12 protein-coding genes are annotated in these 13,403 nt (G+C 48.3%); 1 reads left to right on the forward strand and 11 read right to left on the reverse strand.

Annotated features, from left to right (window positions below; translation table 11 throughout):
* Window positions 1-8: 8 nt before the first annotated feature.
* The 4 genes from pepF to SOI44_RS03960 are packed head-to-tail and all read right to left on the reverse strand — an operon-like array spanning window position 9 to window position 4,725.
* Window positions 9-1,820, reverse strand: a complete 1,812-nt coding sequence (gene pepF / locus SOI44_RS03945) for an oligoendopeptidase F (protein ID WP_331347929.1) — start codon at window positions 1,818-1,820, stop codon at window positions 9-11.
* Entirely contained in the window at window positions 1,813-2,682 is an 870-nt protein-coding gene (locus SOI44_RS03950) for a patatin-like phospholipase family protein (protein ID WP_331347930.1), read from the reverse strand. Before SOI44_RS03950 ends, pepF begins: the two co-directional genes overlap by 8 nt.
* Window positions 2,683-2,697: 15 nt before the next feature.
* Window positions 2,698-4,227: a cardiolipin synthase gene (gene cls / locus SOI44_RS03955; RefSeq protein WP_331347931.1), complete on the reverse strand. Its 1,530-nt coding sequence runs from the start codon at window positions 4,225-4,227 to the stop codon at window positions 2,698-2,700.
* A gap of 27 nt (window positions 4,228-4,254) precedes the next feature.
* Window positions 4,255-4,725 (reverse strand): GNAT family N-acetyltransferase, encoded by a 471-nt coding sequence (locus SOI44_RS03960; protein ID WP_331347932.1) that lies wholly within the window; start codon window positions 4,723-4,725, stop codon window positions 4,255-4,257.
* A 47-nt stretch (window positions 4,726-4,772) separates the two neighbouring features.
* Here SOI44_RS03960 and SOI44_RS03965 point away from each other — a divergent pair, with 47 nt between their 5' ends.
* A complete protein-coding gene (locus SOI44_RS03965) occupies window positions 4,773-6,257 on the forward strand; it encodes a family 1 glycosylhydrolase (protein ID WP_331347933.1) in 1,485 nt (494 codons plus the stop codon).
* Between the two features lie 45 nt (window positions 6,258-6,302).
* Here SOI44_RS03965 and SOI44_RS03970 read toward each other — a convergent pair whose 3' ends face one another.
* From SOI44_RS03970 to SOI44_RS04000, 7 genes are all read right to left on the reverse strand, one after another.
* Entirely contained in the window at window positions 6,303-6,926 is a 624-nt protein-coding gene (locus tag SOI44_RS03970) for a hypothetical protein (RefSeq protein WP_331347934.1), read from the reverse strand.
* 21 nt (window positions 6,927-6,947) lie between these two features.
* A complete protein-coding gene (locus SOI44_RS03975) occupies window positions 6,948-7,874 on the reverse strand; it encodes a 1-phosphofructokinase family hexose kinase (RefSeq protein ID WP_331347935.1) in 927 nt (308 codons plus the stop codon).
* The gene (gene pepT / locus SOI44_RS03980) at window positions 7,871-9,094 is read right to left on the reverse strand and encodes a peptidase T (protein ID WP_331347936.1); all 1,224 of its coding nucleotides are present in this window, start codon (window positions 9,092-9,094) and stop codon (window positions 7,871-7,873) included. The genes SOI44_RS03975 and pepT overlap by 4 nt, the downstream gene beginning before the upstream one ends.
* A 4-nt stretch (window positions 9,095-9,098) precedes the next feature.
* Window positions 9,099-9,659: a DUF1349 domain-containing protein gene (locus SOI44_RS03985; RefSeq protein ID WP_331347937.1), complete on the reverse strand. Its 561-nt coding sequence runs from the start codon at window positions 9,657-9,659 to the stop codon at window positions 9,099-9,101.
* 13 nt (window positions 9,660-9,672) lie between these two features.
* Complete coding sequence (locus tag SOI44_RS03990) at window positions 9,673-11,145, reverse strand: monomeric [FeFe] hydrogenase (RefSeq protein ID WP_331347938.1); 1,473 nt, start codon at window positions 11,143-11,145, stop codon at window positions 9,673-9,675.
* Window positions 11,146-11,200: 55 nt separating this feature from the next.
* Entirely contained in the window at window positions 11,201-11,749 is a 549-nt protein-coding gene (locus SOI44_RS03995) for a DJ-1 family glyoxalase III (RefSeq protein WP_331347939.1), read from the reverse strand.
* A 658-nt stretch (window positions 11,750-12,407) separates the two neighbouring features.
* Complete coding sequence (locus SOI44_RS04000) at window positions 12,408-13,310, reverse strand: ROK family protein (RefSeq protein ID WP_331347940.1); 903 nt, start codon at window positions 13,308-13,310, stop codon at window positions 12,408-12,410.
* Between the last annotated feature and the right edge of the window lie 93 nt (window positions 13,311-13,403).

Genomic DNA, 13,403 nt, shown 5'->3' on the forward strand with positions numbered 1-13,403 from the left:
ATACATGATTACTTGTTCTGCAGCTGGGCGTAGGTAGCTTCGGCATCATCCAGAACTCTTCTGAACTTATCCAGTGCTTTCTGGATGGGCTCAGGTGTTCTCAGATCCACACCGCCATGGCGCAGCTCATCCAGCGGATCCGCACTGCCGCCCATGGAAAGGAATTCCAGATACTTCTTTCTGGCCGGCTCCCCTTCTTTCAGAATAGCTTCGGAAAGAGCAGTGGCACTTGTATAGCCGGTCGCATAGACATACACATAGAACGGGGAATAGAAATGCGGGATTCTTGCCCATTCATAGGCAACTTCATCATCCATGACAAGATCTTTGCCGAAGTACTCTGCCACCAGATTCTTATACAGGCTGTTCAGAGATTCCGCATCCAGAGATTCGCCCCGTTCCTTCATGGCATGTGCTTCCTTTTCAAACTCGGCAAACATGGTCTGACGGTATACGGTACCCTTGAATCCTTCCAGATACTGATTCAGCAGTGCCAGTCTTCTGGCTGGTTCATGGCAGTTCTGCAGCAATTGTTCAATAAGCAGATTCTCATTGACTGTCGAGGCAACTTCTGCCACAAACAGGCTGTAGCCGGCATACTGGGCCGGCTGATGGTGCTGGGTCAGCCATGTATGCTGGGAATGGCCCATCTCATGGGCAAGCGTAGAAACCGAATCCAGAGTGCCGGTGAAGTTCATCATGATAAACGGATTGGAATCATAGGTGCCGGAAGAATAGGCGCCGCCGGATTTGCCGACATTGGGATAGACATCAATCCAGCCGTCTTTATAGGCCGCCTTAACACGATCGACATATTCTTTTCCTAATGGCTTGACGGCATCCAGCACCATCTGCTGGGCCTGCTGGTAGGTATAGGATGACTGATCGCCAGAGGACAGCGGTGCATAGACATCATAGTAATGCAGCTCATCCACGCCAAGAATCTTCTTGCGCAGAGCTACATAGCGGTACATGGCATCCATGTTGTCATGCACGGTTTTAATCAGATTGTCATAGACAGATACCGGAATATTGTCACGTGCCATCGAAGCCTGGCGGGAGCTTTCATATCCCCGCAGCTTTGCCTCGGCTGTGGCTGCACTGACACAGCCGGCATAAGTAGAGGCAAATGTATGGATATGATGGCGGTATGTATTGTAATAGGACATGAAACTGTTTTTGCGCAGAGTACGGTCTGTACTCATCTGCAGCGGAATATATGAGGAACCTGTTACTTCATGCATGTTTCCTTTGGAATCTGCAGCAGGTTCAAAACGCAGATCGGCATCCTGCAGTGTACCGGCCGTTTCACCAGAAGCACGCAGTGCCTCGCTCAAAGAAGAAAGTACTTTTTCTTCTGGTGCAGACAGTGTATGCGGCTTTTCACGAATCAGTTTCTGCATGATATAGGCATAATCCGCAAGCAGCGGATCCATTGCCAGAGCATCCAGCTGCGCTTCTGACAGAGAAAGGATCTCCGGCTGAATGAAACTGAGGGCACCAGCCAGCTGGGCATACTTGCCAAAAGCACGTGAGTACATGGACTGGGCAATGTGGTCACGGGAATCCTCTGAATGGCGCAGTGATGCATAGCAGATCACATCATCCAGCTTTCGGCTCACCTCTGTTTCCCATGTCAGACATTCCTTGATATGCTGCGCATCTTTCAAGGTTCCTGCAAAAGAAGAAGCTTTGGCAATATCTTTGTCCAATGCAGCAAATGCCTTCTCCCATGCCGCATCATCCGCAAACAATGTAGTCAGATCCCACTCATAGCGGGGATCCATATCTTTTCTTTCCTTCAATACATTTTCACTCATCCTGATCCTCCTTCATCAATGCATCAATTTCATCTTTTCTTGTTTCCATATCCTGATAGCCAAGATCATACAGCTTCACGCAGTTCTCATGATCTCCCTTCCAGCGGGAGACATGGATATCCACTGATGGCAGAATATTCACCGCATTTCCCTGCGCAATCATGTCATCGATGATTTTACGCTGTTTGTAATAATTGGCCTTGCGTACACTGTAATCCTTTGCGACCTGCGGACATTCTTTATACATGTGTTTCATCAGCCAGATGACAGCCTTGCTTGAATCCGGACGCACATAATCCGCCGGTTTGGTTGTGATCACAAGACACTTCGTGCATCCCTTTTCAATGGCACGCTCAATCGGAATCATCTTGGTAATGCCGCCATCCAGCAGCCGGTAGCCATGCCAGTCCACAATCTGTGAAGCCACTGGCAGGGAACAGGCACCGCGGATAATATTCAGTTGATCATCGAGGTCTTCCGGTCCGAAATAAATGGTTTTTCCCTGGTTGAGATCATAGGCTCCGATCTCCATATCCGGTTTCTCTTCCTTGATTTTTGCGATGGACATATGCTCTTTGCCAAGCAGATAGGTTTCAAAGATTTTCCGATAGTCAACATAATAGCCGCAGTGAAACAGTGCATACATGCCGACCAGATGCGGATCCGCCGCATAGATTGTGGACATGTTCTTCGGGGTATGTTCATCATTGCACAGATAGCAGCAAAGATAGGCTGCACCCGATGAAATACCGACACTGTAATCAAAATGAATCTGATGGTCCTGCAGCCAGGCAAGTGCTCCTGCTGTATAGGCACCGCGGACACCACCGCCTTCCAGAACCAGACCGATACGTTGTTTCATTTCGCTTCTCCTTTGTTATGCCAGCGGCATCAGCATATGCAGAATACCGCGGAAAATACGGACAAATACATTGGTATGGGCAAGCACATAGGAGGATGTTATCTCCTGTGACTGGGAAACTGCTTCCATGAAGTCTTTTCGTACATCAATGACCGCATCCGTATGCCACATCAGCACGCCATCCTCAAAATGCAGGAAATAGCTGCGGAAATCTGTATTGACTGAACCAACAATTGCCATTTCATCATCTGCCACAATCGCCTTGGAATGATTGAAGCCAGGTGTAAATTCATAAATCTTCACACCGCTCTGCAGCAGTTCCAGATAATTGGAACGGGTTGCCTGAAACACCAGCCACTTGTCAGGTTTGTGCGGAGTCAGGATACGCACATCCACACCATTCTTTGCGGCTGTCTGCAAAGCCCTGGAAATGGCATCATTCAACAGCAGATACGGCGTGTTGAGATATACATAGCGGCGGGCATGGTTGATCAAGTTCAGATGTTCGGTCATGCCTACATATTCCCCATCCGTCGGTGAGTCAGCATAGGGCTGCACAAACCCATTCACGCCAAAGCGCTCTGATGCAAGATGGTAGCGGCTGTAATCCGCATTCTCATCGCCACGAGACAGATAGTGGTACATGCCAAGAAACTGGGAGGTCATGGACCAGACGGCCGGACCCTCCACCCGGATGGCACTGTCGCGCCAGTAGCCAAAACGCACAATCCGGTTGACATATTCATCAGAAAGATTGACACCGCCGGTAAAGGCAATCTGATTGTCAACAATGGTCAGCTTGCGGTGGTCGCGGTTGTTCATCTGCACAATCAGTGTCGGCCGCAGGCGGTTGAACGGATAGGCTTCAATGCCATATGCTTTCAGCTTCTTATACATGTTCGGCGGCATGGTCACACAGCCAAAATCATCATAGATCAGTTTGACTTCCACACCGGCTGCAGCCTTCTGTTTCAGGATGGACAGCACTTCATCCCAGACAGATCCTTTATCAATAATAAACATCTCAATGAAGATGAAATGCTTTGCTGAGCGCAGGGCAGCCAGATAATCCGGAAACCAATCCTCTCCTGACTTATAATATGTTGTCTTTGTACCGTCATAGATCGGAAAGCCGCATGTCTGCCAGCCATAATGAAACAAACGGGATACCGGTGTATTCTCCATCTGTTTCAATACCGCCGGATCCTGGTCTTCCTTCAATGTGCTTTTCAGCTTTGTACTAGCATTGAGCGTGCCATCATATAATTTACGGGAAAGCTTCTTATTGCCGCATAGCAGATACATCGGCACACCGATCACCGGCACTGCCAGCAGCACCACCACCCAGGCAATTTTATAGGCCGGATCCGTTTTGCGGTTCACCTGCCATACCGCCAGCAGCAGTCCGATCAATGTAAATAACGGCGTCAGATTATTGACATAAGAAAACTGGCAGATGTAAGCCAGCAGAAAGTAAATCTGGGCAATGACCAGAGCCAGCACCAGAAATAATCTTGAAGAAAGAACACGTATCAGCTTATGCATGGCCCTATTATACACCTCTTGTCTTTTTCATTTCTGCCACAGCGGATACAGATAGATGATCTTGATGGTTTCCCCGCGCTGGTACAGCCAGTGATCCTGCGGAACCTGGACGGTTTCTACTTTGGTGCCGCCAAGCTTTTCCAGGGTCATGCGGCTGGCAATATTATCCGGTGAACATGTGATGATGACTTCCTGCATGTGAAAACGATCCCTGGCCAGCACCAGCAGCAGCTGGCAGGCATCAAAAGCATAGCCATGGCCGCGGTACTGGGCATAGATCCGATAGCCGATATTGCCGGCATAATACAGTTCACGGTTCATACCGATGCGCAGGTCGCACTGCCCGATCCGGCAGGAGGTATGATGAAAATAAATCCCAAAATCATAGGATTCATATGAACTGCCATGGCCGGGAAGATGGTGCTCTTCCTGGATCAGATCGACGATGTGGCCGCTGATCTTGAGATGCGGCTGGAAAAAAGAAAAGAAACCTGGCATATATACTCCGGTTCCATTATAAAATGAAGTCAGAAAAAGGAGAAATTATGACACGTACATTTCCGAAAGATTTCTTATGGGGCGGTGCCACCGCTGCCAACCAGTTTGAGGGCGGCTTCAATCAGGGCGGCAAGGGATGGAGTGTTGCGGACTGTGCCCGCAGCCATCTCGATACCGATGTCAAAGACTATAAGAAACAGAATGAAGTCCTGATGAAGGATGTTGAAGAAGCACTGGCCAATCCGGATGACATGGATCATTATCCAAAGCGCCATGGCTCCGAGTTTTATTCCCACTACAAGGAAGACATTGCCCTGCTTGGTGAGATGGGCTTCAAAGTATTCCGCATGTCCATTGCCTGGAGCCGTATTTATCCTGAAGGAGATGAAGAAAAGCCCAATGAAGAAGGCCTGCAGTTTTATGATGCCGTCTTCCAGGAACTGCAGAAGTATTGTATTCAGCCGCTGGTAACGATTTCCCACTATGAACCGCCGCTGCATCTTGCCCTGGCATATAACTGCTGGTATGACCGGCGCACCATCGGGTTCTTCATGAACTTTGTCCATACGATCGTTGACCGCTATGGAAAGTATGTCAAGTACTGGCTGACGTTCAATGAAGTCGACTCCATGATCCGCCATCCGTTTACAACCGGCGGCCTGATCAAGGATCGTTTTGCACCGGAAAAGTTTGAAGAAGTAATCTTCCAGTCCATGCACCATCAGTTTGTGGCAAGTGCACTGGCCACAAAGTATATTCATGAGAAAGATCCGGACGCAAAGGTCGGCTGTATGCTTACCAAGCTGACCTATTATCCCTATTCCCCCAATCCACTGGATGTTCTGGAAGCACAGCAGAGAATGCGTTCCACGTATTGTTACAGTGATACCCAGGTATTTGGTGAATATCCTGCCTATCTGCTGGCCAGATTCAAAAATCATGGCATTCACATTCAGATGGAACCCGATGATCTGAAGATCATGAAGGCATATCCGGTCGACTTCATTTCCTTCTCCTACTATTCTTCCAGCTGTGTTGCTCATAACACCGACAATCTGGAAACTACCGCCGGCAATACCATCACTGCTGTCAAGAATCCATACCTGCCAACAAGTGAATGGGGCTGGCAGAATGATCCAACTGGTCTTCGGATTTCGCTTGTGGATCTGTATGACCGCTACCGCAAACCGCTGTTCATCGTGGAAAACGGCCTGGGAGAAAAAGAAACACTCGTCAAGGATGGAGATACGTATACCGTCAATGATGATGCTCACATTGCCTATTACAGAGATCACTTCAAAGCCATGTATGATGCCATTTATGAAGATGGCGTGCAGCTGCTGGGCTATACGTCCTGGGCATGCATTGATCTTGTCTCAGAAAGCACGAAGCAGATGTCAAAACGCTATGGCTTTGTATATGTGGACTGTGATGACCATGGCAAAGGAACGTTCAATCGCTACCGCAAGAAGTCATTTTACTGGTACAAACATATCATTGAAACAAACGGTGCTGCCCTGTTTGAAGAATGACATAAAAAAAGCTGGAGATGCAATTCCAGCTTCTTTTCATGTTGATTATTGGGCTGAGGAACTCGACACTGCATTGTCAGCAGCGGACTGGATGACACTGACATAATCGTTATACAGCTCATTCTTCTGGTCACTGCTCAGCTGCACACTGCCGGCGGCGGCACTGATGCCATCCAGCAGGGAAACATGATAGCCGCTGAGAGCACCATCTTTCACTGCCACAACATCCGGTACAAAGAACGACTTGTTGCCGGAATCATCCGTTACAAATGTATCAGAGATCAAAGATGTCAGAGCATTGTAATCTTCCTGGCTGTAATCTCCATTGGTATCCACATAATAGACTGTTACCGACAGATTCATCGCTGCTTCGTTCAGAATCGGTGCTGCGGTTACACATTCTGTACCGTCTGCCTTGGCAAAAAACAGAATGGCAGAGCCGCCCTGCTGGAAAATCTGCAGAGCCTGCGACATGGAAATTTCGCGGAAGGCATGGGCAGAAGGATCACTCAGGCCATAGGGGGTCATATCCGCTGCACTGCTGTCAATCGAAACATTCTCAGTAATGGTAATAGGACTGGTTGATACCGTATTGACTGCATCAGGATCCGTGTTGACAAACATGAACGCATAAACAAGCAGCGCTCCCGCTATCAGCATTTTCTTCATTCAATCACTTCTCCAAAAATCTCAGTCAGAAATCTTTCTGACTTTGGTTGTCTCATAAAAACTGTCAATCTTCTCACGTGTCGCAAGACCGCGTGAATAGACATTGGCACTGCCGCAGGAAGCCCCGAACCGGAAGGAATCCACCGGCTCCCGGGAGCGCAGATAATCCATCAGGAAACCAGCTACCAGCGCATCACCGGTACCTACGGTATTGACTGCCTTGCTCTCTGTTTGCAGGGTGGCGCCATAAACACCTTTGTCACAGACAAGCAGAGCATCCCTGTTTTCAGAAAGAATCAGCACGTTCTGCACGCCATCCTCATGGAGCTGACGGCCGGCTTTGATCAATGCTTCCTCATTGTCCAAAGGAAAATCCACCATGCTGGAAAGCTCAGCCGGGGTTGTCTTGATCATAAACAGACCTGAACCAAGCATATCCTTCATCAGGCGCGGATCGGTATCCATGCAGACTCTGACCTTTTCCTTGACGGCATTCTGCAGCATTTTCTTGACATCTTCAACAAGATAATCCTGCGTATTGCCAGCCAGAACAAGATAGTCACCCTCACTCAGGCGGGAAACCTTGCCCATCAGATTCTGCATATCCACATCGGTAATATACGGACCGGTCGCATTGATATCCGTGCTTTCATCCTGATTCCGCAGCTTGACGTTGATGCGTGTATGGCCTTCGGTATAAGTAAAGTTCGGCCGGATAAATTCATACTTGGCCAGCAGGTCAATATAGAAATCCTTGGTGAATCCGCCGATAAAGCCAAAGGCACGGGTCGGAATGCCGAGATTATTGAGCACAATGGACACATTGATGCCCTTGCCGCCGGCTTCATAGTATTCCAGCTGAGAACGGTTGAGCTTTCCCGGCTGCAGCTGCTTGTCGCCTTCCATGAAATAATCCAAAGATGGATTCAGTGTGCATGTGCAGATCATTTTCTCATCTCCCCTGTCCGTCTGGCAATCTGTTCAATCAGCTGGCTGGACTGTTCCAGCTGCTCAACAACACAGTATTCATAACGGCCATGGCAGTTGCCGCCGCCATTGCCAAGATTAGGACACGACACACCCATGAAGGTCAGATTGGAGCCATCGGTACCGCCGCGGATACTCTCATTAACCGGTGTTAAGCCAAGATCTTTCAATGAGGCAACCGCAATATCAGATACCTCCGGATGTTTGATGAGCACTTCCTTCATGTTGTGATAGGTATCACTGATTTCCACCGTCAGAACCGGACGCTGATAGACATCATTGATGTAGTCAGCTGCCTGTTTCATCAGTTTCTTCATGGTTTCAAAATCACTGCTTTCATGAGCACGGATCAGATATTCTGCTTCCGCATAGTCCACATCGCCATGCATTCTGTGCAGATGGAAGAACGGCTCACGTCCTTCTGTATGTTCCGGTCTTTCATAGGCTGGCAGCAGATTATGGTAGTCAACGCACACATTCAGAGCATTGACCATCTTGTTCTTTGCGGAACCTGGATGAATGGAAAGACCTGTGCATTTAACAACCGCACTGGCCGCATTGAAGGTTTCATCTGAATAGACACTGATATCACCGCCATCCATGGTATAGGCAAAATCAGCTCCGAATTTCTTCACATCAAAATGTTCCGTACCCCTGCCGACTTCTTCATCCGGCGTAAAGGCAATGGCAATTCTGCCATGCTTTACCTCAGGATGCGATACAAGATACTGCAGTGCTTCCATGATGGCTGTCACACCAGCTTTATCATCTGCACCAAGCAGGGTTGTGCCATCGGTCACCACAAGTGTTTTTCCTTTCAAAGATGCCATCTCCGGGAAATCGGCAATGTGGGTGACAACGCCATTTCCTAGATCTATATCTTTTCCATCATAGTTTTCAATGACATGCGGATTCACACCGGTACCGCTGTAATCCGGTGCTGTATCCATATGGGCAATAAAGCCAACACATGGACTTTCATGGTCCAGATTGCTTTCCAGATGTGCATAGATATAGCAGGTATCATCCAGGCTGGCATCCTGAATTCCCATCTCCTGCAGTTCTTTCAGCAGTACCTTTGCCAGATCAAACTGCTTCTTTGTGGAAGGAGAAGTCTGACTGTCAGGATCAGACTGTGTATCGATTCTGCAATAGCGGATCAATCTTTCTAGTGCGCTCATCTATTTACCTCTTTTCTTTCAGTTCCATCTGTGAGAATGTGCAGTCGAAGCGGGAATTCAGCGGGCTGCAGGCATAGATGCCAATGCGGATGGGACCATTGTGTTCCTCCATCCAGAACTGTCTGACATCCGAAAATACCTTGCCATTAAAGCTATACTGAATCCGAACAGCTCCGGCCCGATACCATACACGATAATACATCCAGCGGATCGCTGTGCCAATCTCACGGCAGGAACGATCGCCATAACGGCCATGAAAGACTATGACATCCAGCTCATCAAGCTCTTCATTGCGCCGTTTTGTACAGCATACCGCCTTCCGTCTGGAACCGTTGTACAGCAGAATGCCGCACTGGTCAAACTTGCCTTGATACGAAAAATCGACGCGAACCGTAAACATGAAATAGCCATCTGGTTTCAGAGACAGTTCTACTGCCTCCGCCCCATGCCGGTGTCCCCGCAGGTCTGTATATGGCTCTGTTTCCAGAATAACACAGTCCCTTCTGACAATATAGCGTTCCGGCTTCCGGATCCATTTCAACTGATTCGCGTCAATTTTCGTCATGTATCTATTTTACTCAGATTTTATGTCTGACATCCATATCAACATTCTCATAGCTTGTTGCGGCAAGAGAATCATTAATCGTTGTTGCTTTGTTGGCCATGTTTTCACGCATCATTCTGCCCTTGACCTGCGCCGGCTGAGAAATGACTGCCGGGCCGGCAATACAGCCGCCCACACAGGCCATGCCTTCCAGAATATCTGCCTTGAAGCGCTTGAACTTGATCAGGTTCAGCTGCTGCTTGCACTCCATGCCGCCATTGGCCAGCACAGAAGTAACAGGCTTATCATATCCCATTTCCTTCAAAGCTTCCACAACCGCAGCCGCAACACCGCCGCTGGCAGCGAAGTTTCTGCCATAGTTAGATGCGGTGAGTTTCTCATCACCCTGAATCTCGTCCAGGTCAACACCCTTGGCTGCAAACATTGCCATCAGCTCTTCAAACGTCAGCACATAGTCAACCGCACTGACTTCCTGCATTGCTTCCTGCTTCTTGGCAACACACGGTCCGATAAAGACAACCTGGCAGCCAGGATGATCCTTCTTCAGTTTGCGGGCAGTTGCCATCATCGGGGTAACCGTCGTACTCTTGTTCTCTTCATACTGCTGCGGGAAGTGAATCTTTAACATATTCACAAAGCCAGGGCAGCAGGAAGTTGTCAAAGGAAGACCGGCTTCCTTATGCTTGATCAGCTCCTCTGCCTCATTATGGGCTACTGCATCAGCGCCGCCGGCAACCTCCACGCATTTGGTAAAGCCAAGCATCTCAACACCTTTGAAGATCGCAGGCAGAGATACGTTTTCAAACTGACCCTGAATGGAAGGTGCCACAATGGCATATGTCTCTACCTTCTCATTGAGCAGATGAATAACCTGTGATACCCAGCTCATATCCGAAATAGCACCAAACGGGCAGGCCTTCAGGCAGGCACCGCAGTTGATGCAGCGGTCCTCATCAATCTGACAGATCTTGGCATCATTCCAGGAAATCGCCTGTACCGGACAGTGGGCATAGCACGGCCTCTCGGTAACAACAATCGCATTATACGGGCAGGCACGGGCACAGGCACCGCACTCCTTGCACTTGGCATGATCAATGACAGAACGATGGGCACCCATGGAAATGGCACCGAAATTACATGCCGCAAGACATGCTTTTTTCATACACTTACGGCAGTTGTCAGTCACCTGAATCTTCTGAATGGTGCAGCCATCACATGCCGCATCAATAACCTGTACGATCTGTTTCGGCTTGTACACCTCAGAATCGTTTGCCATCTTGCCAAGGGCAAGACGCACTCTCTGCCGCAGAACTTCCCTTTCCTTGTATACACAGCAGCGGAACCGCTCACCTCCAAGCGAAACAAGCTGGCGGGCATAGGCATTTACCTTTTCCTCTGCAAGCTCTCCCTCAAAAGCCTCTCTTGCCACCTCTGTCAAAACATCAAACTTGAACAGACTGGCATCACTTGTCAGCATACTGAACATAATCCGTTGTTCTCCTTTTCCTCAATCCCTTAAATATACAATTCTATTGTATCAATCAGCGGTAATACTGCACGCCATATTCCACTTTGGCCAGCTCTTTATCCCCGATCAGCTTCTTCAGAATCTCACGGGCAAATTCCAGGGAAGCGCTCATGCCTCTTCCGGTAACAACATTGCCATCCGCAACCGCGGGCACCATCATGAATTTTCCGCCATAGCTCTCATCATGAAAGCTCGGGAAACACGTATAATATTTATCCTTCAGGATGCCAAGATGACCAAGCACAGAAGGTGCTGCACAGATGGCACAGGTCAGCTTTCCCGCATTGTAATGAGCCAGCACAGCCTTCTTCACAGCATCACACTTGTCAAGATTTGCCGTGCCAACCTTTCCTCCCGGCAGGATCACCACATCATATGCAGAAATATCCGCATCTTTCAGCAGAAGATCTGCTTTGATCTGTACACCATGAGAACCATGAACCATCAATTGATCATTGATCGAAACCATATCCACAGTGATTCCTGCTCTTCTGAGCAGATCCACTGTTACCAGAGCTTCACACTCTTCAAAACCATCAGCCAGAAATACAAGACTTTTCATTTCAGCCTCCTTGTGAAAATTATACCATGTAAGTACAGCACTCACCACAAAAAGAAGAACCGGGGCTGTCCGGTTCTCCTTCTCTTCATTCCGCTTCACAATATCCTGTCAGTTTCTATTTCAGCTTCTTTGCATCTGATGCTTATGATGGCACAACTGATTCTCTTTCAACTTGCCCATCTGCTTACATATACAGGATTCCTGATGTGTTTTACTTTCCTGTTCGCTTTTGTTCAGCCATTGCTGATCACTGGAAGGCAGATCATGTCATGTTTTACCTACTGCCGCTGCTGTTACCATTGCGGCGCTCATGAACTCTTGCTTTCTTCCTCACTGCCAGCTCATGTTCCAAGAGATGTGCCCTATACACAGGGTGCCATGAGTGGCTCTTTCATGTCTGCGGATTGTTTCCAGTGACTTCGCTCTGCGCCTTCCATCAGGCTTTGACAGAAATATCAGAAGTCAGAATTGAATGCTTTTTATTGCAGGTTTCTATGACCTGCCTCCGTAAATTCCTGGTTTCATTGGATACCTCCCGGCTCTCATTCGGTTGGCTCTTTCTCTTTGCACTTATATAATAGCTGTCCCTGCTATCATTACCAGTCTTGTATTTCAAATTTATTTCAGCTATATTTTTTATGTTAGGGCTTACATAAAATTAATCTGTATTTTCCATTAACTGACGATAATTATAAACAGCACCGAACATTCTGGCATTGGAATGGAAGTCTGATTCCACCACTTCCGGCTCCCAGATATTATGATACTGAACGTTTTCAAAGCGTCTGTGCACGGCTTCCTGGATCAGTTTCAGAAAGACTGGCTCGGAGATATTGCCGCCGATGACGATTCGTGAAGAATCAATAACACACTGAATGTTATACAAATAGGATGCCAGCCCGTCACAATAGCTGTTTACCCCACGCAGGACATCGGGATCATTCTGCTGCAGCCGCATCATGATCCGGATCACATTCATATCATCCCGCCCGGTTGCCTCATTGACACAGGCAGCCAGGGCATCCACACCATTTGTCTGTGAGAAAATGCCATCTCTGCCATAGCGGTCCTGATAGTCTGCCCGCATATAGGAAAACTCACCAGCCGCATAATGTGCACCGTCACACAGCTTGCCATCCATGACCACAGCACCGCCGATGCCGCCGCCCAGGATCATGACCATCATGCCATTGCGGATTCCCTTGAGGGCACCATAGCCGATTTCCGCCATGGCCGCAGCCTTGGCATCGTTGGCAATCACAGTCTTTAATCCGGTCAGTTCTTCAACTTCCTTTGCATAATCCATATTATGCACCCAGCGGAAAACACCGCCGGAATAGGCAATGCCTTTTTTGCGGTCAATGACACCGGGCATAGTGATGGAAATGCCCTCCACCTGGTCTTTGTATCTGGCTGCTACATCGCCAAGCGGCTCGAATAATTCTTCTTTTCCTGACATGCCAAATGTCATACGGCCGCTGTCCATCAGATCAAGGCACTGTGAGACAATGCCATAACGGAACGTGCCATTATCAATATCAAAACACAAATACTTTTTCACGAAGCTTCCTCCGTTGGCTCCCTGCCGAATCATGAAAACAACTGATACTCTGCTTCTTATTATATGACAACGGACAGGCTTTGCAAAAGACAA

Source organism: Lactimicrobium sp., assembly GCF_036453465.1.
Classification (GTDB): Bacteria; Bacillota_I; Bacilli_A; order Erysipelotrichales; family Erysipelotrichaceae; genus Bulleidia.